15 protein-coding genes are annotated in these 23,064 nt (G+C 59.1%); 5 read left to right on the forward strand and 10 right to left on the reverse strand.

Annotation, left to right across the window (positions count from 1 at the left end):
- Positions 1-305: 305 nt before the first annotated feature.
- Positions 306-2,252 carry a bifunctional diguanylate cyclase/phosphodiesterase gene (locus PSH81_RS22045; protein WP_305391479.1) on the forward strand — a complete coding sequence of 649 codons (1,947 nt, stop codon included), beginning with the start codon at positions 306-308 and terminating at the stop codon, positions 2,250-2,252.
- A 429-nt stretch (positions 2,253-2,681) separates the two neighbouring features.
- On the opposite strand, the gene PSH81_RS22050 is transcribed toward PSH81_RS22045, so the two are convergent.
- The 5 genes from PSH81_RS22050 to PSH81_RS22070 form a co-directional block, all read right to left on the reverse strand.
- Positions 2,682-7,304, reverse strand: coding sequence for an ATP-binding protein (locus PSH81_RS22050; RefSeq protein ID WP_305391480.1), 4,623 nt, complete (start codon positions 7,302-7,304; stop codon positions 2,682-2,684).
- A 144-nt stretch (positions 7,305-7,448) separates the two neighbouring features.
- Positions 7,449-9,026 carry a glutamine-hydrolyzing GMP synthase gene (guaA, locus tag PSH81_RS22055; protein ID WP_016977685.1) on the reverse strand — a complete coding sequence of 526 codons (1,578 nt, stop codon included), beginning with the start codon at positions 9,024-9,026 and terminating at the stop codon, positions 7,449-7,451.
- Positions 9,027-9,120: 94 nt separating this feature from the next.
- Positions 9,121-10,590: an IMP dehydrogenase gene (guaB, locus tag PSH81_RS22060; RefSeq protein ID WP_192299551.1), complete on the reverse strand. Its 1,470-nt coding sequence runs from the start codon at positions 10,588-10,590 to the stop codon at positions 9,121-9,123.
- A 104-nt stretch (positions 10,591-10,694) separates the two neighbouring features.
- Positions 10,695-11,243 (reverse strand): sugar ABC transporter ATPase, encoded by a 549-nt coding sequence (locus tag PSH81_RS22065; protein WP_192299552.1) that lies wholly within the window; start codon positions 11,241-11,243, stop codon positions 10,695-10,697.
- Positions 11,244-11,404: 161 nt separating this feature from the next.
- Positions 11,405-12,172 (reverse strand): sulfite exporter TauE/SafE family protein, encoded by a 768-nt coding sequence (locus tag PSH81_RS22070; RefSeq protein ID WP_192299553.1) that lies wholly within the window; start codon positions 12,170-12,172, stop codon positions 11,405-11,407.
- Between the two features lie 99 nt (positions 12,173-12,271).
- On the opposite strand from PSH81_RS22070, the gene PSH81_RS22075 reads away from it, so the two are divergent.
- From PSH81_RS22075 to leuA, 4 genes are all read left to right on the forward strand, one after another.
- A complete protein-coding gene (locus PSH81_RS22075) occupies positions 12,272-13,162 on the forward strand; it encodes a LysR family transcriptional regulator (RefSeq protein ID WP_305391481.1) in 891 nt (296 codons plus the stop codon).
- Between the two features lie 30 nt (positions 13,163-13,192).
- The gene (xseA, locus tag PSH81_RS22080) at positions 13,193-14,572 is read left to right on the forward strand and encodes an exodeoxyribonuclease VII large subunit (protein WP_305391482.1); all 1,380 of its coding nucleotides are present in this window, start codon (positions 13,193-13,195) and stop codon (positions 14,570-14,572) included.
- Positions 14,573-14,575: 3 nt separating this feature from the next.
- Positions 14,576-15,397, forward strand: coding sequence for a peptidoglycan DD-metalloendopeptidase family protein (locus PSH81_RS22085; protein WP_305391483.1), 822 nt, complete (start codon positions 14,576-14,578; stop codon positions 15,395-15,397).
- Between the two features lie 321 nt (positions 15,398-15,718).
- Positions 15,719-17,398 (forward strand): 2-isopropylmalate synthase, encoded by a 1,680-nt coding sequence (gene leuA, locus PSH81_RS22090; RefSeq protein WP_226457744.1) that lies wholly within the window; start codon positions 15,719-15,721, stop codon positions 17,396-17,398.
- Positions 17,399-17,574: 176 nt separating this feature from the next.
- Here leuA and PSH81_RS22095 read toward each other — a convergent pair whose 3' ends face one another.
- The 5 genes from PSH81_RS22095 to PSH81_RS22115 all read right to left on the reverse strand — a co-directional run bounded on the left by PSH81_RS22095 (position 17,575) and on the right by PSH81_RS22115 (position 23,027).
- Positions 17,575-18,366 carry an amidohydrolase gene (locus PSH81_RS22095; protein ID WP_192299558.1) on the reverse strand — a complete coding sequence of 264 codons (792 nt, stop codon included), beginning with the start codon at positions 18,364-18,366 and terminating at the stop codon, positions 17,575-17,577.
- Entirely contained in the window at positions 18,354-19,502 is a 1,149-nt protein-coding gene (locus tag PSH81_RS22100) for a pyridoxal phosphate-dependent aminotransferase (RefSeq protein ID WP_305391484.1), read from the reverse strand. The genes PSH81_RS22095 and PSH81_RS22100 overlap by 13 nt, the downstream gene beginning before the upstream one ends.
- Positions 19,503-19,637: 135 nt before the next feature.
- Positions 19,638-21,107, reverse strand: a complete 1,470-nt coding sequence (der, locus tag PSH81_RS22105) for a ribosome biogenesis GTPase Der (protein ID WP_016977675.1) — start codon at positions 21,105-21,107, stop codon at positions 19,638-19,640.
- 134 nt (positions 21,108-21,241) lie between these two features.
- Entirely contained in the window at positions 21,242-22,393 is a 1,152-nt protein-coding gene (gene bamB / locus PSH81_RS22110) for an outer membrane protein assembly factor BamB (protein ID WP_192299560.1), read from the reverse strand.
- On the reverse strand, positions 22,386-23,027 hold the full coding sequence (locus PSH81_RS22115) for a YfgM family protein (protein WP_192299561.1): 642 nt from the start codon (positions 23,025-23,027) through the stop codon (positions 22,386-22,388). Before PSH81_RS22115 ends, bamB begins: the two co-directional genes overlap by 8 nt.
- Positions 23,028-23,064: the final 37 nt, after the last annotated feature.

Genomic DNA, 23,064 nt, shown 5'->3' on the forward strand with positions numbered 1-23,064 from the left:
TGCTAAATAGCCTCCGATCGGTTAGCACCAATCACCCGTTCCCTGCGCAAAAGCGCCAATCGTCGCAGATAGCAAGCCATTGGCCGTTAATTGTCGGCGCTGTCCGAAGGCGCTTGCCTCGCTTACCACTATTGCGCGCGGCTGCCGGAACGAATTCAAAGTGCCACTAGTCGCAAATATTGCAGAAACAAGAGGGGCCGGCCGACACGCTTCCATGAGAGCAGTGTTTAGCCCTGCTCGGTCCAGGGGGGAAAGGAAAATCCGTTTGGGTATTTATCTGGCCGTATTTTCAGAGCTTTAGATATATGAAGAAAACACTGCGCGGCTTGCGAGCGCTCATGTCTGTGCCCAAGGACAATCCCGGTCTGGTCAAGGCGCAATACATCGCGCTGTCTCGCCAGTTGCCCATGATGTATTTCATCCTGCTGGTCAACAGCCTGATGCTGGCGGGCACCCACTTTGCGGTCGCGCCGCGCTGGCTGGTGGTGTATTGCCCTTTGATCATGACGTTGTTCGGGGTGATTCGTGCAGCGCAATGGATATGCACGCGCAGTCGCTCGCGCAGCCCGGCGCAGATGCTGACGGCGCTTAAGCGCACCAATATGCTCGCGCCGTTTGTCGCCGCGGCGTTCACCGCCTGGTCGCTGGCGCTGTTTCCTTATGGCGACAGCTATTCCCAGGCGCATGTCGCCTTTTATATGGCGATCACCGTCATCGGCTGCATTTTTTGCATGATGCACCTGCTGCCGGCAGCCCTGGCCACTACTGCAGTGGTCAACTCGGCGTTCGTGGTGTTCTTCGCATCCACCCATATCATTTCCTTTGTGGCCACTGCGATTGACGTCCTGCTGGTGTCCATCGCCATGCTGATCATTCTCAAGGCGCAGTACGCCGACTTCACCCGGCTGGTGAACATGCAAGCGCAGACGGCAAAACTCAGCGAGGAAAACCTTCAACTGGCCAACCAGGACAGCCTGACCGGGCTTGCCAATCGGCGGCAATTTTTTTCCAGCCTCGATACGCTGCTGTCCCGCGCCAGCGAGCAGGAGGTTCGCCTGGCTGTGGGGCTGATCGACCTGGATGGCTTCAAGCCGGTCAACGATCTCTATGGCCATAGCATCGGTGACAAACTGCTCTATCTGGTTGGCCAGCGCCTGACCGGGTTACTCGACGAAGAAGTACACCTGGCGCGGCTGGGAGGCGACGAGTTCGGTCTGATCATCACTCAGGCCATGAGCGACGACCAGTTGCAGGCCTTTGGCGAGAGAATCTGCGCCAGTATGCGCGAGCCGTTTCTGCTGGTGGACATCCCTATTCAGATCAGTGCGTCACTGGGCATCGCGACCTTCCCGGATCAGGCATCCAGCGCCACACAAGTGTATGAATACTCCGACTATGCCCTCTACCAGAGCAAGCGCCACCGTCCAGGCTCGGTCTGCCTGTTCAGCTCAGCCCATCGCCAGCAGCTCAATCGCGAAGGGCTGACCGAACAGGCCCTGCGCAGGGCCGATCTGGAGTGTGAGTTTTACATGGTGTTCCAACCCATCGTGGATGTTCACAGTCAGCAAACAGTCGCCTTCGAGGCGTTGGCACGCTGGGAAAGCCCGGAGCTGGGTAACGTCCCGCCAAGTGAGTTCATCCCGATTGCCGAGCGTATCGGCATGATCAATCGCCTCACTGTACCGTTGCTGAACAAGGCGCTGGACGCGGCAACGAGCTGGCCTGCGGGCATCCGCCTGTCATTCAACCTGTCCGCTCACGACTGTGGTTCGCAGGACGCCGCCCAGCAGATCGTCGAGCAGATCAAGAACAGCCGTTTCGACCCGCCCTCTCTCGATCTGGAAATCACCGAAACCGCGGCCATCCAAGACCTGCCGCAGACCCAGCGGGCGATCAGCCAGTTTCGCGAACTGGGCTGTGGCATTTCTCTCGACGACTTCGGCACCGGCTATTCCAGCCTGAGCCAGATCCATGCGCTGTCGCTGACCAAACTGAAGGTGGACCGAACCTTCGTCACCAACATCCACCTCGACCCGGCTCGCTTCAAGATCGTCAAGTCGCTGATTGCCATGTGCCAGGACATGCAGTTGGAATGCATCGTCGAAGGCGTGGAAACCGCCGAAGAACTCGACGCCCTGAAAGACCTCGGCTGCGCCTGGGCCCAAGGCTACCTGTTCTCCAAACCCATGCACGCCAGTGACATCAGTACCTGGCTTGAACGCGAGCAACTGGCCAAGTTGCAGGTGGTTTAAACCGCCGAAGAGGGCAAGGCGCAACTCGCGCTCATGCCGAAGCGACAGCGAAGGTGGCAGGCCAAAAAAGCAGAAAGCCCGCAGTTACGCGGGCTTTCGGGGTATTTCTTAGCACTTGATGCCGGTCGGTACCGGACGCGGGATCATTCCCACTCTATTATCAATAGGCACATATAAACCCTTGGAACCGAACTTTTTAAAGCAACTGCTATTTCGAGACCATGAGAAATACCATACGGGAAACTCCTCTTGAGGGTGATATCGCTAGGAAACACCTACCCAGGGCAACGCCGATAAAAGCTGCCGCATCAACACCGGAATCCGGAGAACATCAGCCCATAATCGAATCGAGCGACCGATTGGGATATCGTCGCATCCAAGCTGTGGGAGGCCAGGAAGTGGACGGGTTGAGCGGATACGGCTTGGGCCTTAACGGCGCAGCGCAAATTCTGCAGCGTCCTCTGCGCCGTGAACCTCAGCGTCAAGCAGGCGCTCGTAGATCGTCATCGCACGAGTTTTGATCTCTATTGGTGAACGCTGAAGTGCAATCACAAGCCCTATAAATTCGCCGTCGTACAACCCTCCAACGGTCCTATCTGGCGATGTACGTGCAAGCTCAGTTGCAGCCTCTGCGATTTCAAGCACCAGCATTTCAAAGCCTGGATAAAGCAACAGGTGCTGAAGCGAGCGTACAAACAACAGCCCCATCGATTCTCTGAGCAGATCAATATTTACTGCAACAGAAGCCAGCAGGGCTCGCGTCATTTCATCGGGAGGTAATCGCTCGCCACGATCTACAGCTGTAGATAGAGCATGAGCCTCGAACCCACTGACAATGCTGGCGACAGAAATGAGGTAGGCATGCGAGCGGCTTCGAATATCGAGATCGAGTTCACGCCATCCCGCTGCAGCCGCAAATAACACGCCAGACCTGGCAGAAATATCATGCCCGGCCATCACCACTTCGACTATCTTGCCCATCCCACAAGAAGCAGCGCTATCGACAATCACGCTAGCAGCAGAGAACTCACCACCAATCTGCCTAAGCTTATGATCGCTATGACTGAGCCAGAAGTTGACAATCTCCTGCTGTAGGCTCGTATGCATGCGAACGCGCAGGCGCCACAACGACTGGACTACAGCTGCATCTTCAAACGCCGCTGGAAACCTCCGCCAGATCGCCTCAATCAGCTCGCCCACTCTTGCCGCATCTGCCCACCAAAGTTCATGCGACCTGAACATTAGGATTGCACTCCAAACCTCGGGATCTTCAGGATAAGTAACGTGTAGTTCCAACTCCGAAAGCCAACCATCACAATCCACGCCGTCACGATAAAGATATCCCGCGGCGATCGCAGACAGCAGCGTGAAATTGCGCTGAGGGAGAAAATGCATGCCGCCGCCCCGGCCAAATAGCATGGCCTCAGGGCGTTGATCTGGTTTCTCATTCCGCTCACGATTGGATTTGTTTAAGTCGGCATGACGTAGTGTTTCTGCGGCTAACACATTGGGGTCGCGCTGCAGCCAGCCCTTGAGCAACTCGATGTCACGACCCTCCAGACCTCTCAGGCGTTTAGCGAGTACCTCCATGGCGCTGGCAACGTCGTGGCGAAAGCTAGTCGACGAAAAGCCACGGGATTGGGCATCCCAAATCAAAGTTTTTTGTATCTGAGCGTCGACTGCCTCAACCGACGAAAGCTCTCTAATCGCGGCGCCTGTAACCTGCTCGTGCAGACCCGGTTGTAAACGCGGAATGATACGAAGAACACGATCTGGGAACGACTTCGCAAACGCGGCAAAAGCCCGAGACAACTCAGTAACACCGCCCTTCAGCCAGTGTTTCGGATGCTCATGACGGCCAGTATGGTCGTTTACTGCAACGAACATTTTGATAATCGCATCGTCACTGGCTTTCGCCATCTGATCGTGGCTCATGGGTGATCCAACGAACTGCGCCATCCTCTGACCGCCACGTTTTGCTTTTAGCGTGGGCTGTTCGATCTGCCACTCCTCAACTTGCCTACGACGACGGGGCGTCAGCACGTGCACAGGTAGTTCGGCAAGTAAACTCAACCTCCGCTCATCAGACCAACGGAGCAATTGCCTTCTATGGGCAGGATCTTGCTCTTCCTGTAATTCTTCCCCCCAAGGCTCCCAAGCCTCGATGTAATCGCGAATCCGCTCAATATCAGCGAGAGAGAGGTAGGGAGTGATCTGGGCAATCAGTGCGCTTGACGACCAACCGCAGATCACGTGGCCGACACTTCTTTCATCGTCGAACGTGTCGCTACCTAGATGAAGACGCCGCTGATCGGCCAGGAGAAACGCGAGCGCATACTCAGCAAATACAGCCGAGTTCGCCGCCAGGGTATCGGCCACTAGCGACTGGACCTCGTCAATTTCTACAGCAACAACAGTTGCAAGCAAGGTGCGCACACCTGGCGGGTCAGAAACTGCTGACTCTTCGAGCACACTTCGCAGAAGCTGCGTCAAAAGCCCCTCTCCAGAGTCATGTTCCCAATCGTATGGAACAGATATCGATTGCGGATACCGATGCCCTGGCCGTCCATCACCAATCTCTCGCGATGCCAACCCGACAAACCAAGGCAGGAGCCGTTCGGCACAATAGAGCGGTGCGGCTGCCGCAATCTTTTCAACACCATAAACCCTGATGCCATTGTGCCGATCCGCAGGCTGGAACTCAGCCCAAAATGAGATGAGATCCAAAGCAACGTGAGTATTGCCATTCTCATGCAAAGTCTTGGCGTAATGGGATATCGCCCAATCTGCCAACATCGTTCGATTAAAGATCGTACGGACATGAGCGATTGCACGGTCGGTCGCAATACCAGAACGCTCAAAGAGACTAAACACGTCTCCATCATGTGAAGCTTCCGACCAATAGCGGTCGACCAGATCCATAACTTGGCTCGAGTCCTGAGCAACTTCTCGAACGAGCAGCATGATTGCATTCCAGCGATGCTTTTCGTCCTGTAGAAGAAAAGGAAGGAGCGGCAGCACCCCTGATCTCCAGCACGGCCATCTTGTCGCTAGCTGCCTGAATGCCCGATTCGCAAGTACATGATCGTTACGCGCCATCCAATCGACCCAAGCAATATCACTTGCGCTCGGATCATCAACACTCGCCAAATAATCGGCCACAAGATGGCGCAAATGTCTGCGTGTCTTGGGGTTTGGTAGCAACAAGCGAATAGCAACCTCATAGGAAGCCATATCAACCCTTCGCATGTGCTCAAGGCCGCGCAGGACTGTTCCCCGCGCGAATAATCCTTCTTGGCGACTCCATGCGTAATCAGCCAGCTCTTGTGCAGTTCGGAGTGTCTTAGCCTGGAAATCATCGAGCCATGACTGATGACTGAATCCGATATTGGCGTCTTCACGGATGACGATGCCAATCGCCTCGGCCCAACGCAGCATCTCGCTGTAATCAGGATCATAGTAAGCGGCCGGCCGCCAGAGGCTCTCACACTGCGTCATGTCAGCTGCGAGTTGGCGTAAGAACGCCAGACACGAAGCACGCGCGGTCCCTACAGGTAGTTTTTTGTCGAGCCATCGATCAAGTAAGTTTGCTGCTGTGAAATCCACAGGATTCAAGCCAGATTTGGCAAGATCGACGTATATACCGAGAGCGAAAGGTGTACGCAGCGCCTCTTTGAGACTATCCGGCAAGACCGTGGAGTCGATACCGAGCTCACCAAGCAGTGTGGATATTCGCTCGAACGGAGGCAGAGTGAGTAGTAACTCATCCGCATCAAGCAACTTAAATCGAGCGTCGAACTTCGCCTCAAATGGTCGCGAAGAAACTATGACATGAATGGGAAGTTTATTGCCCTCTTGACTCTCTGCTTCCCGTAGCCGAGACGCAAGGCGAAGTAAGACCTGCATGCGCTGTGAACTCTGGTCCATCACTTCACTGACAGCGTCAAGCTGATCAATGATCAGCACAACCGGGGCTTCAACCGCCAGCGAGAGAAGCTCCTGTTCGATATCACCTGACATACCAAGATCGCAAGCAAGGTCGGCGAAATTCACAATATTAGGGCTAAGCATGTCGGCCTTTATCGCGAGCACAATCTGGCCGCGGGCTTTGAGGGCACAATACAGCTCGGCGAGAAGTGCTGACTTCCCAGTCCCTGCTCCTCCGACGACCAGCGTGGAGCCTGCAGGATGCCGATTGATCCGCTGGACCAGATCATCGAACTCTGGTCGCTCTATATGCTGCCCCCAAATCAGTTGAGGCCAGTCGGCCAGACCGCGCGACCCGAGCGTAATATCTTCTTCAACGTAAGCTCTGGTGAATGTCTGTGTGCTCTTTGAGACCAAGCCAACTGCAGCAAACTGAGCCTCAATCATGGCCTCGGCATCCTCCACAGCCACGACAAGTTGGACTTTGAAAAAACGCTGACGGACAGCAGGGATGCACTCCAGTAACGCATCGAGGTCGACTGGTCTAAGAAGCTCATATTTCAGACTCTTCAGGGCCGTCCTGATGCCTGGCATGACAGCCTCGATATTCAGCATCGAGAACGCTTCATACTTTTTAATAACGTCGGTAGCCAGACTTAGAAGCTCTGTTTCATTGGCAGTTAGCCAAGTCTGTGGCGCATCGAAAAAATCGATTGTAGTGCCGGCAGGATCCGAAGCAAGGGCAAGAATAAATCGGAAACCGGCCGGGTCCGGCATAAGCGCCGGCTCAAGCACGACATTTAGAAGGAACTTGATTACCTCACGGAGCGTGTCCGGCCGAGTGAAACCAGCTTTAACCTTTTTGCACTGAATAAGCCCAACCGGCAGCTCATCCTTCGTGAGCCAAACATCCCGCCCCTGGTCAGCTCCTGTGACCATCAAACGAGCATTGCTGTACCACGGAAAATCAGACGCACGCCCTCTATAGATGCTGTACAGGAGGAGCTCAAAATCAGCGTCCGTTAACGCAAGATAATTTGCTCTATCTGGTCCCACGCGCCCTTCGTCCAAGGCTTCGACGTGAGCGTATGCAACGTCAATCTCATCATCTGTGAGGAGTTTCATTCTGGTCTTCCGTGTTTGAAAATATCCAGCTATCGTCGAGAGCTGCCACTAACACAATTCGGCTCTTTCAATAGCGAGAATAAGCCATTCGCTCGGGCATGAAAAAACCGGCAAGAGCCGGTTTTTTCATGCAGCGCTGTGGGGTCACTCCCACTCAATCGTCGCCGGCGGCTTGCTCGACACGTCATACGTCACGCGCGAAATGCCTTCGATCTCATTGATGATACGGCCGCTGACAGTTTCCAGCAGTTCGTATGGCAGGTGTGCCCAACGGGCGGTCATGAAGTCGATGGTTTCTACGGCACGCAGGGCCACGACCCACGCGTAACGACGGCCATCGCCTACAACGCCAACGGATTTCACCGGCTGGAACACCACGAACGCCTGGCTGACCTTGTGGTACCAGTCGGCCTTGCGCAGTTCTTCGATGAAGATGTGGTCGGCGCGACGCAGCAGGTCGGCGTATTCCTTCTTCACTTCACCAAGGATACGCACGCCCAGGCCTGGGCCAGGGAATGGGTGGCGGTAGACCATGTCGTACGGCAGGCCCAGTTCCAGGCCCAGACGGCGCACTTCGTCCTTGAACAGTTCGCGCAGCGGTTCTACCAGCTTGAGGTTCATCTCCTCAGGCAGGCCACCCACGTTGTGGTGGGACTTGATCACGTGGGCCTTGCCGCTCTTGGCGCCGGCCGACTCGATCACGTCAGGGTAGATGGTGCCCTGGGCGAGGTACTTGATGTTGTCCAGTTTGTTGGACTGGGCATCGAACACGTCGATGAAGGTACGACCGATGATCTTGCGCTTCTTCTCCGGGTCGGACTCGCCGGCCAGGTTGTTGAGGAACTGATCTTCAGCGTTGGCGCGGATCACCTTGACGCCCATGTTCTCGGCGAACATGGCCATCACTTGCTCACCCTCGTGCAGGCGCAGCAGGCCGTTGTCGACGAAGACGCAGGTCAGTTGGTCGCCAATGGCTTTGTGCAGCAGGGCTGCTACCACGGAGGAGTCAACGCCGCCGGACAGGCCCAGCAGTACGTTGTCGGTGCCGACCTGGGCGCGAACCTGGGCGATGGCATCTTCAGCGATTTTCGACGGGGTCCACAGGGCTTCACACTCGCAGATGTCGAGGATGAAGCGCGACAGGATGCGGCCGCCTTGCTTGGTGTGGGTCACTTCCGGGTGGAACTGCACGCCGTAGTAACGACGCTCGTCGCTGAACATGCCGGCGATCGGGCAGCTCGGGGTGCTGGCCAGGATGTGGAAGTCTTCCGGCATCTTGGTGACCTTGTCACCGTGGCTCATCCACACGTCGAGGCCGAACAGGCCGTCGGCGTCAACGTGGTCTTCGATGCCGTCCAGCAGGCGGCTCTTGCCGACCACGTCGACACGGGCGTAGCCGAATTCACGCAGTTCGGAACCCTCAACCTTGCCGCCCAGTTGCTCGGCCATGGTCTGCATGCCGTAGCAGATACCGAAGACAGGCACGCCCAGGTCGAATACGGCTTGCGGGCAGCGCGGGCTGTTGGCTTCGTGCACGGACTCGGGGCCACCGGCGAGGATGACGCCTTTCGGTGCGAATTCGCGGATCGCTTCGTCGTCCATGTCGAACGGATGCAGTTCGCAGTACACGCCGATCTCACGCACGCGGCGGGCAATCAGTTGGGTGTACTGGGAACCGAAGTCGAGGATCAGGATGCGGTGGGCGTGAATGTCGAGGGCCATGGGGATCAGTCTCGTCTATGCAATTCAGGTGAAGAGAATCAGAAACAACTCGGGGCTGAAAACAGCCCCGGTTACTTAACGTATGCAGAAAGCATCAACCTACGCGGTAGTTTGGCGCTTCCTTGGTGATCTGCACGTCGTGGACATGGGATTCAGCCATGCCGGCGCCGGTAATCCGTACGAACTCTGGCTTGGTGCGCATTTCTTCGATGTTGGCGCTACCGGTGTAGCCCATCGAGGAGCGCAGGCCGCCCATCAGTTGGTGGATGATCGCGCTCAGGGTGCCTTTGTAAGGTACACGGCCTTCGATGCCTTCCGGAACGAGCTTCTCGGCGCCTGCCGAGGAGTCCTGGAAGTAACGGTCGGAAGAGCCTTGTGCCTGGGACATGGCGCCCAGCGAACCCATGCCGCGGTAAGCCTTGTACGAACGACCCTGGAACAGTTCGATCTCGCCTGGCGCTTCTTCGGTACCGGCGAACATCGAGCCCATCATCACGCAGGAAGCACCAGCAACGATGGCCTTGGACAGGTCACCGGAGAAACGGATGCCGCCGTCGGCGATCAACGGAACGCCAGTGCCTTCAAGGGCAGCAGCAACGTTGGCGATGGCGCTGATTTGCGGCACGCCCACACCGGCAACGATACGGGTGGTGCAGATCGAGCCAGGGCCGATACCGACCTTGACCGCATCCGCGCCCGCTTCGGCCAGGGCCTTGGCGGCAGCGCCGGTGGCAATGTTGCCGCCGATCACTTGCACTTCAGGGAAGTTCTGCTTGACCCAACGCACGCGGTCGATCACGCCTTTGGAGTGACCGTGGGCAGTGTCGACCACTACCACGTCAACGCCAGCCGCCACCAGCGCGGCAACGCGGTCGCCGGTGTCTTTACCGGTGCCGACGGCAGCGCCAACGCGCAGACGACCTTGGTCATCCTTGCTGGCCAGCGGGTAAGCCTTGGCTTTTTCGATGTCGTTGACGGTCATCATGCCTTTGAGGGCAAATTTGTCGTCGACGATCAGCACGCGCTCGATGCGGTGCTTGTGCAGCAGTTCGCGCACATCGTTCTTGTCGGCGCCTTCCATGACCGTGACCAGGCGCTCTTTAGGCGTCATCACTTCACGGACGGTGACTTCAAGACGGTTTTCGAAACGCACGTCACGGGAAGTGACGATGCCGACCAGGTCGCCATCATGCAGCACCGGAACACCGGAGATGTTGTGCAGGCGGGTCAGGTCGAACAGGTCGCGCACGGTGGCGTCGGCTTCGATGGTGATCGGATCTTTCACCACGCCGGCTTCGTAACGCTTGACCTTGCGCACTTCGGCAGCTTGCTGCTCGATGGTCATGTTCTTGTGGATGATGCCGATGCCGCCTTCCTGAGCCATGGCGATTGCCAAACGGGCTTCAGTGACGGTGTCCATGGCAGCGGAAACCAGTGGAATATTCAGCTCGATGCCACGGGTTAGGCGGGTCTTGAGACTGACTTCGTTAGGAAGCACCTCGGAATAACCGGGCACTAAAAGAATGTCGTCGAATGTCAGAGCTTCTTGGCTGATACGCAGCATCGCGGGGGCTCCCGAGCGGGAAAATGGAAGCGCGCCATTATACTCATGCACCCCACCGGGCTCAATGTAAAACTCTGACAAACTTGGTAATACTGATAGATGGATTAAAGTTCGACTTTGACCCAACTCATCTTCTGGTCCAGCCAATCGGCAAATTCGTCGATAAAGCTCTGCTTGAACCCCGCCTCCGCCCAGTTGTTGAAGATGAATCCCAGGTTGGAAAATCCGCACTCCTGTAGGAAGAGGAAGCCATTGATGTCGTCTTCATGCCCACACAGCGGACAGGTGAAGTTGTCGGTGTGGCCCGGCATCCAGTCTTCCAGGCTTTCGAACAGCGCCTCGCCGACTTCCTTGCGGCATTCCGGGCAGCCCGCTTCTTCGAGGAAGCCCTTGGCCGGCGTATAGATACAGCGCTTGTAGATGATCTCCAGGCCGTTGATCGGCTCGTTGAACGGCAGCGCCTCGGGGTACAGCACCACGGCGCGCGCACCATCGGCCATGGCGTAGGCCATGCGGTTGCCAGTACGCCCGCAGGTGGTGAGTTCTTCCTTGATGATGTTCTTGCGCACCAGCCAACGCACAATCGCCCGGGCGCGGGGTTCGTGGACGGGCAAGGTGGAGATTTTCGGGACAAGGATGCTTTGGGAGTTCATGGGGCCTGAGAGTCCTGCGGTGTGCCGTCTGGCGCCTTCGCGGGCAAGCCCGCTCCCACAGGTGGCCGCATTCCAACAGAAGAAATGCGCTCGAATGTGGGAGCGGGCTTGCCCGCGAAGAGGCCCTGAAGGCTGGCAGCTTAATCCCTGAAGAAATCAGGTCAAGCGCTCAAGTACCGCCCGATCAATGCAATACCGCTGGCCAGCACCAGCCAGGTCACCAATCGCACAAAGGTTTCACGGGACAGGCGCATCGTCAGCCTGCGCCCAAACCAAAGTCCCAACACCATCGCCGGCAACAGGCACAGCGCCAACATCAACAGCGGCAAATCCGCATACACCCCGGCAATCAGGAACAGGCTCAAGCGCACCACCGTGCTGCAACTGATCAACGCACTCTGGGTGGCGCGCGCCGCGTCCTTGGGCAAGCGGCTGTTCAGATAGATCGCGTATAAAAAACCGCCGCTGCCAAACAACGCCCCAAACAAGCCGCCCACGGTGCCCATCGGGATCGACCAACCCGCCGCCAATTGCGCCGGCCGGGCTTTTACGGCCAGGCTGTAGATCGCATATGCACTGATAAACAGGCCCATCAACAGCAGCAACACATCCGAGTGCAGGTTGAGCAAAAACACCACGCCAAGGGTGCAACCGATCGCCATGCACGGCAGCAAGCGCAGCAACTCCGGCTTGTTCACATCGCGCCGTGATTGCAGCAGATTGCCGAACGCCGCGACAAAATCCAGCAGCACCAGCAGTGGGATGATCTTGGACAGCGGCATAAACAGGATCAGGATCGGCCCCGCCACCAGCGCCGTGCCAAAACCGGCGATACCAAACACGATGTAGGCCACCGCCACGCCCAGGCCGATCACCAGCCAATCCACAGCGCCAAACGACCACTGGCTCATCAGCTCAACCGGGCTCATGGGTTATTCCTTGAAAGAGATAGCCTTCACTTTAGCCATCGACGAGGGTTGCGACTAATATCTTCAAAGCCCTCCACCCATCTCGAAAAGGCATGACGCGTGATCTCCACCCGCCAACTGCGCTACTTCGTCGAAATCGCCGACAGTGGCAGCTTCAGCGCCGCCGCCGAGCGCTTGTTTGTCGCCCAATCCGCATTGAGCCGGCAGATCAAGGAGCTGGAAACCAGACTGCAAACCCCCTTGTTCGAACGCACTGCGCGCCAGCCCCGACTGACGGCGGCGGGTGAAGCCTTCTACCCACGGGCGCGCAACCTGCTGAGTGAGCTGCTCAAGGCCTGCGAGATGACCACGCAAATCGGCAACGGCCAACGCGGCACGCTGCGCTTGAGCCATTCCAGTACCGTGCCGATGAGTGGCGCGTTGCTGCGTGGCATCAGTACGTGGCTGGAACGCTGCCCGGGCGTGTCGATGGACATCGTCAAACTGTCCTCGGAGGCGCAATTGGAGGAAATCGCCGACGGCCGCCTGGAGGTGGGCGTGTTGCGTTTGCCGGTATTGCGCCAGCGCGAAGGCGTGCGCGTGACACCTTTATATAGTGAACAACTGTTGCTCGCGGTGCCGCCGAACCATGGGTTGGCACGCAGCAATGCGCCGATTGAACTGGAACAACTCAAGGACGAAGCGTTTATCTCGATCCCCCATCCCCAGCGTGGGGGGCTGAGTTATCTATCCGCCGAGCTGTGCATGCGTGCAGGATTTTTCCCCAAGGCGGCACGGGTCATGTCGCGCAAGACCACCCAGTTGCAGTTGATCCAGGCCGGCTTCGGTATTGCCTTGTTACCAAAATCCATGCAGGACATCGCCCCCGCCAATGTGCGGTTTCTACCGCTGGCCGACCCGGACTGCCTGAGCACCGTGGCCCTGGCCTGCGCGCAGACGCCGAGCGCGCTGGTGGAGCAATTCTGTCAAACCCTGCGTGAATGCCTATAAACTGCCGCCCATGATTAAAGACCTCTGCTCATGATTAAAGACCCGTTTGCCCGCCTGGGCCTGGACCGCGAAGTCCTGACTGTCAGCCAGCTCAACGGCCGTGCGCGGGTGTTGCTGGAAGACGTGTTCACCAATATCTGGGTCGAAGGCGAGATCTCCAACCTCGCGCGCCCGGCTTCCGGCCACGTGTATTTCACCCTCAAGGACAGCGGCGCCCAGGTGCGTTGTGCGTTGTTCCGCAACAATGCGGCGCGGGTGCGCCAGGCGTTGAAGGACGGCCTGGCGGTGAAGGTACGCGGCAAGGTGTCGTTGTTTGAAGGCCGCGGCGATTACCAACTGATCCTCGACACCGTAGAGCCTGCCGGTGATGGCGCGCTGCGCCTGGCCTTCGACGCGCTGAAGGAAAAGCTCAGCGCCGAAGGCCTGTTCAGTGCCGAGCGCAAGGTGCCGCTGCCAGCCCACCCGCAGAAGATCGGCATTATCAGCTCGCCCACCGGCGCGGTGATCCGCGACATCATCAGCGTGTTCCGCCGCCGTGCGCCGCAGGTGCAACTGACATTGATCCCCACCGCCGTGCAAGGCCGCGAAGCGATCCCGCAGATTGTGCGCGCACTGAAAATGGCCGACGCCCGTGGCTTTGACGCGTTGATCCTGGCCCGTGGCGGCGGCTCGCTGGAAGACCTGTGGTGCTTCAACGAAGAAGCGGTCGCCCGTGCAGTAGATGCCTGCGTAACACCTATCGTCAGCGCCATCGGCCATGAAACCGATGTTTCCATCAGCGATTTCGTCGCGGACGTGCGCGCCCCTACCCCATCCGCCGCCGCCGAGTTACTGGCCCCCGATTCCAGCAACCTGGTGCGCCAGGTCGACAGCCTGCATCGCCGCCTGGTGATGCTGATGCGCAACCGCCTGACTCACGACCGCCTGCGCCTGGAGGGCATGGCCCGACGCCTGCGTCACCCCGGCGAGCGCCTGCGCCAGCAAGCCCAGCGCCTGGATGACCTGGACATGCGCCTGCGCCGCGCCTTTGAGCGCAGCCTCAACACCCGTCGCGAACGCCTGATCCGCCTGGAAACCCGCCTCGCCGGTCAACACCCCGGCCGTCAACTGGCCCTGCTGCGCCAGCGCCTCGACAGCCTCGCCGAGCGCCTGCCCCGCGCCATGCGCGAAGGCCTCAAGGCGCGCCGCCTGCAACTGCAAAGCCAGGTGCAGACGTTGCAGGTGGTCAGCCCGCTGGCGACCCTCGGGCGTGGCTACAGCATCCTGCTGGATGAGCGCGGCCAGGCGATTCGCAACGCCGCACAAACCCACACCGGCCAGCGCCTGACCGCACGCCTCGGTGAAGGCCAACTGCAAGTGCGGGTGGAAGACAATCACCTGACACCCGTCACCCTTTCGTTATTGGATTGATCGATGCCACGTTTATTCAGCCTGTTGATGTTGTTGTGCCTCGCCGTCAACGCCCACGCCGACAGCTACATCACCCGCACCTTGAACAAGCCGGTGCCGGGCGGTGTGGCCGTGGTCGAGTTGGGCCCATCGGCGGCGGCGCCGAAAGCCACTTACCTGGGCAAGCCGGTGTTGGTGGTCAGGGAGCAGGACAACTGGCTGGCAATCGTCGGCATCCCGCTGACGGTCAAGCCGGGCAATGAACGCATCAGTAGCGGTGGACGCAACCTGCCATTTATCGTCGGCTACAAGAAGTACCCGGAACAGCGCATCACCTTGAAGAACAAGAGCCAGGTGAACCCGGACCCGGCGCAGCTCAGGCGCATCGAGGCCGAGCTGGCGGTGCAGATCAAGGCCTACCGCAGCTTCAGCCCGAACCTGCCCAGCAACCTGATACTGGACAAACCAGTGAACGGACCGCTGTCGAGCAAGTTCGGCGTGCGTCGCTTCTTCAACGGCGAGGAGCGCAACCCGCATTCGGGCCTGGATTTCGCAGTACCGGCCGGTACGCCGATCAAGACTCCAGCGAACGGCAAGGTGACCCTGGTGGGCAACTACTTCTTCAACGGCAACACCGTGTTCGTCGACCATGGCCAGGGCTTTATCAGCATGTTCTGCCACATGTCGAAGATCGACGTGAAAGTCGGCGATCAACTCACCCGCGGCGCGGTGGTAGGCAAGGTCGGTTCGACCGGCCGCGCGACCGGACCGCATATGCATTGGAATGTCAGCCTGAACGATGCGCGGGTCGACCCGGCGATCTTTATCGGCGCGTTCCAGCCCTGACCGACTCGATTGCGCGCCAGCCAAATGGCGCGCAATTAAAGTAAGAGCCCTCACAGCTTTCAGGCATAAAATCCTGTTTTTCGAGCCAATAGCAGAACTTCTCTCAATTTTTCTCGACTGCTTGCCATCTTTCACCCCGGCGGTTAGGGTTGAGCTTATGAAAACCTCTCACACCCTCATTCAGCTCCGCCAGCACCGCAGCCTGTGCCTCGTCAGCGCACGACTGCCAGGCTGAATCGATCTGCCTCGTCCCCGCTTTATCCCCAATAACAGTTACACGGCAGGCCGCCTTTTCTCGGCCCCTAAACAAAGGATTTCCCGATGAGCATGCTCAAAGACCCGTCTTCGAAGTACCGCGCGTTTCCGACCATCGACATCCCGGACCGCACCTGGCCTTCGAAAACCATCACCACCGCGCCGATCTGGTGCAGCTCCGACCTGCGTGATGGCAACCAGTCGCTGATCGAGCCGATGGACGCCGCGAAGAAGCTGCGTTTCTGGAAGACCCTGGTATCGGTGGGCGTGAAGGAAATCGAAGCGTCGTTCCCGGCCGCCTCGCAAACCGACTTCGACTTCGTGCGCACCCTGATCGAAGACGGCCACATCCCCGAGGACACCACCATTCAGGTGCTGACCCAGGGTCGTGAAGACTTGATCGCGCGCACCTTCGAATCCCTGCGCGGCGCCAAGAAAGCCATCGTGCACTTGTACAATGCGACCTCGCCATCGTTCCGCCGCATTGTGTTCAACCAGGACAAGGACGGCATCAAGGCCATCGCGGTCAACGCGGCCAAGCTGTTCGTCAAATACGCCGCCCAGCAGCCGGAAACCCAGTGGACTTTCGAGTACTCCCCGGAGACCTTCAGCGCGACCGAACTGGAGTTCGCCAAGGAAGTCTGTGACGCGGTGATCGAGGTGTGGAACCCGACGCCCGAGCACAAGATGATCCTCAACCTGCCGGCTACCGTGGAATGCGCCACGCCGAACATCTATGCCGACCAGATCGAGTGGTTCGGTCGTCATATCAACCGTCGTGACAGCGTGATCATCAGCCTGCACACCCACAACGACCGTGGCACTGGTGTGGCCGCCACCGAACTGGGCCTGATGGCCGGTGCCGACCGCGTCGAAGGCTGCCTGTTCGGCAACGGCGAGCGTACCGGTAACGTCGACCTCGTCACCGTGGCCCTGAACATGTACACCCAGGGCCTCGACCCGCAGCTGGACTTCTCCGACATCGACGGCGTGCGCAAAGTCGTCGAAGAGTGCAACCAGATCCAGGTGCACCCACGCCACCCGTACGTCGGCGACCTGGTCCACACCGCCTTCTCCGGCTCCCACCAGGATGCCATCCGCAAGGGCTTCGCCCAGCAGAAAGACGACGCCCTGTGGGAAGTGCCCTACTTGCCGATCGACCCCGCCGACATTGGTCGCAGCTACGAGGCCGTGATCCGCGTGAACAGCCAGTCGGGCAAGGGCGGCATCGCCTACCTGCTGGAGCAGGAATATGGCATCAGCTTGCCGCGCCGCATGCAGATCGAGTTCAGCCAAGTAGTACAGGGTGAAACCGATCGCCTGGGTCTGGAGATGACCGCGCAGCAGATCCACAGTTTGCTGCAGCGTGAATACCTGCAAGCCAACACCCCGTATGCGCTGGTCAGCCATCGCTTGCAGGAAGAGAACGGCAACAGCTCGGTGGAAGTGGAAGTCTCGGGCAAAGGCCAGGGCGAAACCAACCTGCGCTGGCACGGCAAGGGCTACGGCACGCTGGAAGCGCTGGTTGCCGCCCTGCCGATCAAGGTGGAGATCATGGACTACAACGAACACGCAATCGGCGCCGGCACCAATGCCAAGGCTGCGGCCTACATTGAACTGCGTGTGAACGGTGAGCGGCCGGTACATGGCGTGGGCATTGATGAAAACATCACCACTGCCAGCTTCAAGGCGGTGTTCAGCGCGCTGAACCGCTCGTTGAGCCAGTTGGAAGCGAAAGCGGCGTAAGCGGCTGCTGAAATGCGAAAGGCCCCTGGGTGTGAATCCAGGGGCCTTTTTTTGCTTTGGGTCTTGGGTGGTGCTGATGGCCTCTTCGCGAGCAAGCCCGCTCCCACATTCGACCGCATTCCTACAGGATAAACGCGGTCGAATGTGGGAGCGGGCTTGCTCGCGAAGGCGGCCTATCAGACAAACTGAAAGGTATCGGCATCCAGATTCGCCGGGAATCGGGTGCGATACGCCGCCAACTCCGCCGCATTCAGGCACACCTGGAACACCCCATCCGCCTCCCCCGCACTGAGCAGGGTCTCACCCTGGAAATCCAGCACCTGGCTATCACCGGTGTAAACAAAACCCTTGCCGTCCGTACCCACCCGATTCACCGCCGCCACGTAGCACAGGTTCTCGATGGCCCGCGCCGGCAGCAGGCGGTTCCAATGCAAACGCCGCGCACCGGGCCAGTTGGCGGTGTAGAGCAACAGGTCGGTGTCCTGGGCATCACGGCTCCACACCGGGAAGCGCAGGTCGTAGCAAATCAGCGGGCGAATGCGCCAGCCCTTCAACTCGAACTGCACCTGGCGCTCGCCGGGGGTGTAGTGATTGTGCTCACCGGCCATGCGGAACAGGTGGCGCTTGTCGTAGTGCAGCACCTCGCCATCGGGTCGCGCCCACAGCAGGCGGTTGCGGTGGCTGCCATCGGCGGCCTGGATGATCACGCTGCCGGTGATCACCGCGTCGTACTTCGCGGCCTGGGCCTGGAGCCAGCGATGGGTCGGACCGTTCTCCGGTTCGGCGAGGGTGTCGGACGCCATGGAAAACCCGGTGGTGAACATTTCCGGCAACACGATCAGGTCGGCGCCCCTGGCCTGCTCCAGCAGTGCCTCGAAGTGTTCAAGGTTGGCCTGGCGGTCGTGCCAGGCCAGGGTGGTCTGGACCAGGGCGATGTTCAGGTCCGGCAGTGCACTCAGATCACGCATAGCTTCTCGGCTGCTTGGCGCAGCGTCTCCTCGCGTTTGGCAAAGCACAGGCGCACCAGCCGCTGGCCTTGGGGTGGGTTCTGGTAGAACACCGAGACGGGAATCGTCGCCACGCCGTGTTCTCGAGTCATCCACAGCGACATGGCGACGTCATCCAGCTCCGGACGGATCTGTGAGTAATCCACCAGTTGGAAGTAGGTGCCGGCCACTCGACTGAAGCTGAAGCGCGACGGCGCCAGTAAGTCGCAAAACAGGTCGCGTTTGGCCTGGTAGAACGCTGGCAGTTCCTCGACGTGTTCCGGGTGCTCGGCCATGAAGTCGGCCAGGGCGAACTGCAAGGGGGTCACGCCACAGAAGTTGACGTACTGGTGCACCTTGCGCAGCTCAGCGGTGAGGGCCGCTGGGGCGACCACGTAGCCGGTTTTCCAGCCGGTGACGTGATAGGTCTTGCCGAAGGAACTGACCACGAAGGCGCGCTGATACAGCTCTTCGTGGGCCAGTACGCTCACGTGGGGCACACCGTCGTACACCAGGTGTTCATAGACCTCGTCGCTGACCAGGTAAATATCCCGGTCACGGATCAGATCGGCCAACTGATCCAGCTCGGCACGGCTGATCAAGGCACCGGTGGGGTTGTGCGGAGAGTTGAGGATGATCATGCGCGTACGGGGCGACAGCGCGGCGCGGATCTTGTCGAAGTCCAGCGCAAAGCCATCCAGGCTCAACTGCACATGTACGCAGCGCCCGCCGGCCAGCTCGACTGACGGCTCGTAGCTGTCGTAGCTGGGATCGAACACGATGACTTCATCACCATTACGGATCACTGCCTGGATCGCGCAAAAGATTGCGGCGGTGGCGCCCGGGGTCACGGTCACTTCACTGTCGGCATCGACCTTGGCGCCGTAGCTGCGGACGATCTTCGCCGCCACTTGCTGACGCAGGGCCGGCAAGCCGGTCATCGGCGAGTACTGGTTATGCCCGCTGGCGACGTGCTTGCCCACGGCATCAAGCAAACCTTGGGGGCCATTGAAGTCGGGGAACCCTTGGGACAGGTTGAGCGCGCCGGTCTCGGCTGCGAGTTGCGACATGGTGGTGAAAATGGTCGTGCCGACATTCGGCAGCTTGCTGGTGATCATCAAAAAGCCCCTGCAGGTGAGCCCCAAGTTTTAAGCTGCCAATCGCACGGGGTCAAGGCACAAACCCTCGCGCACAAAAAAGGGCTCCAAAGGAGCCCTTTCTTGAGGCTTGACGCTTACAACTTGAAGCTGCCGTTACTTCTTGTCACGGCGCTTCTTGTCGGCCTTCTTGTGGTGAGTCATCAAACGACGCTTCTTGTTCACCTGACGGTCAGTCAGTGTGTTCTTGTTGCCTTCGTACGGGTTCTCGCCACCCTTGAACTCGATACGGATCGGTGTACCGACCAGTTTCAAGACACGGCGGTAGGTGTTTTCCAGGTAACGCACATAGGACTTCGGCACCTTCTCGATCTGGTTACCGTGGATCACGATAATCGGCGGGTTGGCACCACCCAAGTGGGCGTAACGCAGTTTGATCCGGCGGTTGTTGACCATCGGCGGCGCATGCTCGCCAACCGCATCTTCCAGGATCTGGGTCAGGCGGTTGGTCGGCCAACGGGTCACGGCAGACTTGAACGAGTTCTGCACGGACGCGTAGAGGTTGCCCACGCCAGTACCGTGCAATGCCGAGATGAAGTGAATGTCGGCGAACTCGACGAAGAACAGCCGACGTTGCAGCTCAATCTTGACGAAATCGCGCTCGCTCGGCGTCATGCCGTCCCACTTGTTGATCGCGATCACCAGTGCCCGACCGGCCTCGAGGGCAAAGCCCAGCAGGTTGAGGTCGTGGTCCACCACGCCTTCACGGGCGTCCATCACAAAGATCACCACGTTGGCGTCTTTGATCGCTTGCAGGGTTTTGACCACCGAGAACTTTTCAACTTCCTCGTGGATCTTGCCGCGTTTGCGCACACCGGCGGTGTCGATCAGCGTGTACTTTTCCTCGTTGCGTTCGAACGGGATGTAGATGCTGTCGCGGGTGGTGCCGGGCTGGTCGTAGACGATAACGCGGTCTTCACCGAGCATGCGGTTGACCAGGGTCGACTTGCCGACGTTGGGACGACCGATGATAGCGATCTTGATACCGTCTTTTTCGCTCGGGCCAGGAATGCGCTTGGCTTCCTCACCTTCGGCGACGATTTCCTCTTCGCCCTCTTCTTCCTCGACGTCATCCTTGGGGAAATCGCGCAGGGCAATTTCCAGCATCTGGGTGATGCCGCGACCGTGGGCACCGGCGACCGGGATCGCATCGCCCAGGCCCATCGGGCTGAATTCGGCACGGGCAGCTTCAGGATCGATGTTGTCGATCTTGTTCGCGACCAGATAGGAACGCTTGTTGCGCTTGCGCAGGTGCTCGCCAATCATTTGGTCGGCAGCGGTGTAGCCCGCACGGGCGTCCACCAGGAACAGCACGACGTCGGCTTCTTCAATGGCGAGCAGCGACTGCTCGGCCATTTTTTCGTCCATGCCGTGCTCGTCACCGGAGATACCACCGGTGTCGACAATAATGTAGGAGCGCCCTTGCCACTTTGCCTCACCGTATTGGCGATCACGGGTCAGACCGGACAAGTCGCCGACGATGGCGTCGCGAGTCCTGGTCAGGCGGTTGAACAAGGTGGACTTGCCGACGTTAGGTCGGCCCACCAGGGCGATTACGGGAACCATGCGGCTCTCCACTTCGTTATTTCAGAAAATACAAAAGCCGCTGCATGGCAGCGGCTGGTGCTCGGGGCAGCATAATCAAATGCCGCATGCCCCGCCGAAGCGGGGCCGCCTGGGTGTTACCCCAAGCATAGTTCTTACTTGATGGTCAGGGCTTCCAGCTTGCCGCTGTTGCCAAACACATAAAGCATGTTACCCACGACCAGCGGACGCGCACGCAGGCCGTCGCTGTCGATACGCTCGCGACCTACGAAGCGACCATCCACCTGGCTCAGCAGGTGCAGGTAGCCTTCGAAGTCGCCAACCGCTACGTAGCTGGAGAACACTTCCGGTGCCGACAGTTGACGGCGGGCCAGGGAGTCGTTGCTCCACAGTGCAGTGGTGGAACGCTCGTCGACACTTTCAACGGTGCCGGACGCCAGGCTTACGTAGACGCTGCCAAACCCTTGGGCGACACCGGCGTAGCTGGAAGCATCACGCTGCCAGTTCACACGACCGCTCTGCAGGTCCAGTGCCGCGACACGGCCCTGGTAAGTGGCGACGTAGAGGGTTTCGCCCGACAGCAGCAAGCCACCGTCGATGTCCACTACGCGATCCAGCTCGGAACGACCTTGTGGGATAGCCACACGGGTTTCCCAGGCCGGTACGCCGTTCTGGGTGTCCAGGGCGACTACTTTACCGGTCGACAGGCCTGCAACGGCCAGATTATTGGTCACAACCGGACCACTGGTGCCGCGCAAGGTCAGTACCGCCGGGGTGCTGTCGTACAACCAGCGTTGCTGGCCGGTGCTGGCGTCGAGGCCAATCACACGATCGTCCTGGGTTTGCACCACGACGATGTCACCGTTGGTGGCAGGCGGTGCGAGAACTTCACTGGTCACGCGAGCGCGCCATTTCTCTTCACCGGTGCTGGAATCCAGGGCTACGACTTCGCCTTTCAGCGTGCCGAGCATCACCATGCCGTAACCTACGCCGACGGCGCCGGAGACAGGCAGTTCGAGGTCTTTCTTCCATTTCACGTCGCCGTTGAGGCGATCCATGGAGATCACCACGCCGGTTACGTCGGCGGCCACAATGTTGTCACCGTCGATCGCCGGCACCAACATGTTGTAGGTCTCGCCCTGGCCATCACCGATGGAGCGGCTCCACTGCTTCTGCAGGACCACTTCTTCCTTGAAGCTGGTCAGCTCCGCAGGAGGCAGTTCTTTCTTGCTGTTGCTGCTGCAACCCGCGGCCAGAACGGCCAGAGCCAGCAATGCTGCATGTTTCCAACGGATCACGTCACGCATCCCCTTTGGCCAAGTCGTCGAGCTTGATTTGTAAGCCACCGACCGCCGCTTCATCAGACAGCGCCGCCTTGGCTTTTTTGTACGCAGCATTGGCTTCGTCGGTACGACCCAATTGGACCAGAAGGTCGCCCTTGAGCTCTTCGCGAGTGGCTACAAATGCCTTGTCAGCATCGCCGTCGAGCAGTTTGAGTGCTTCGTCGGCCTTGTTCTGTGCTGCCAGTACCTGAGCCAGGCGCTGACGTGCGATTTCACCCAGGGTAGGGTTCTTCGGCTTGTCGGCGATGGCCTTCAGCTCGGAGGCGGCGTCATCCAGCTTGCCGGTGTCGACCGCGACTTTCGCGACGAACAGGCTGCCGTACTGGGCGTAGGTGCTACCGCCAAATTCGTTTTTCAGCTTGCCGGCCAGGTCTGCAACCTGTGCCGGGTCAGGCTTGCCATCCGGAGTCAGCGTGGTTTCCAGCAACTGCTGGTAGAGGACCGAGGCGCCTTGGGACTGGTTGGCCTGATACTTGTGCCAGGCTTGCCAGCCGAACACCACCACTAAAGCCAGCAGGCCGCCAGTAACCAGGGGCTTGCCGTTACGCTGCCACCAGTCCTTGAACTCGGCCAGTTGCTCATCATCAGTACTCGACACCCCAATACTCCTTAATCGCTAAATTCGGCTGTTCGAC

It is taken from the genome of Pseudomonas sp. FP2335, from assembly GCF_030687535.1.
Classification (GTDB): Bacteria; Pseudomonadota; Gammaproteobacteria; order Pseudomonadales; family Pseudomonadaceae; genus Aquipseudomonas.

What these genes read in the sequence shown, in the direction of transcription:
- PSH81_RS22065 (WP_192299552.1), bottom strand. Translation starts at nt 11,243, where the DNA reads ATGAACTCCCAAAGCATCCTTGTCCCGAAAATCTCCACCTTGCCCGTC.
- PSH81_RS22070 (WP_192299553.1), bottom strand. Translation starts at nt 12,172, where the DNA reads ATGAGCCCGGTTGAGCTGATGAGCCAGTGGTCGTTTGGCGCTGTGGAT.
- guaB (WP_192299551.1), bottom strand. Translation starts at nt 10,590, where the DNA reads ATGCTGCGTATCAGCCAAGAAGCTCTGACATTCGACGACATTCTTTTA.
- guaA (WP_016977685.1), bottom strand. Translation starts at nt 9,026, where the DNA reads ATGGCCCTCGACATTCACGCCCACCGCATCCTGATCCTCGACTTCGGT.
- leuA (WP_226457744.1), top strand. Translation starts at nt 15,719, where the DNA reads ATGAGCATGCTCAAAGACCCGTCTTCGAAGTACCGCGCGTTTCCGACC.
- PSH81_RS22085 (WP_305391483.1), top strand. Translation starts at nt 14,576, where the DNA reads ATGCCACGTTTATTCAGCCTGTTGATGTTGTTGTGCCTCGCCGTCAAC.
- PSH81_RS22095 (WP_192299558.1), bottom strand. Translation starts at nt 18,366, where the DNA reads ATGCGTGATCTGAGTGCACTGCCGGACCTGAACATCGCCCTGGTCCAG.
- xseA (WP_305391482.1), top strand. Translation starts at nt 13,193, where the DNA reads ATGATTAAAGACCCGTTTGCCCGCCTGGGCCTGGACCGCGAAGTCCTG.
- der (WP_016977675.1), bottom strand. Translation starts at nt 21,107, where the DNA reads ATGGTTCCCGTAATCGCCCTGGTGGGCCGACCTAACGTCGGCAAGTCC.
- PSH81_RS22050 (WP_305391480.1), bottom strand. Translation starts at nt 7,304, where the DNA reads ATGAAACTCCTCACAGATGATGAGATTGACGTTGCATACGCTCACGTC.
- PSH81_RS22100 (WP_305391484.1), bottom strand. Translation starts at nt 19,502, where the DNA reads ATGATCACCAGCAAGCTGCCGAATGTCGGCACGACCATTTTCACCACC.
- PSH81_RS22045 (WP_305391479.1), top strand. Translation starts at nt 306, where the DNA reads ATGAAGAAAACACTGCGCGGCTTGCGAGCGCTCATGTCTGTGCCCAAG.
- bamB (WP_192299560.1), bottom strand. Translation starts at nt 22,393, where the DNA reads ATGCGTGACGTGATCCGTTGGAAACATGCAGCATTGCTGGCTCTGGCC.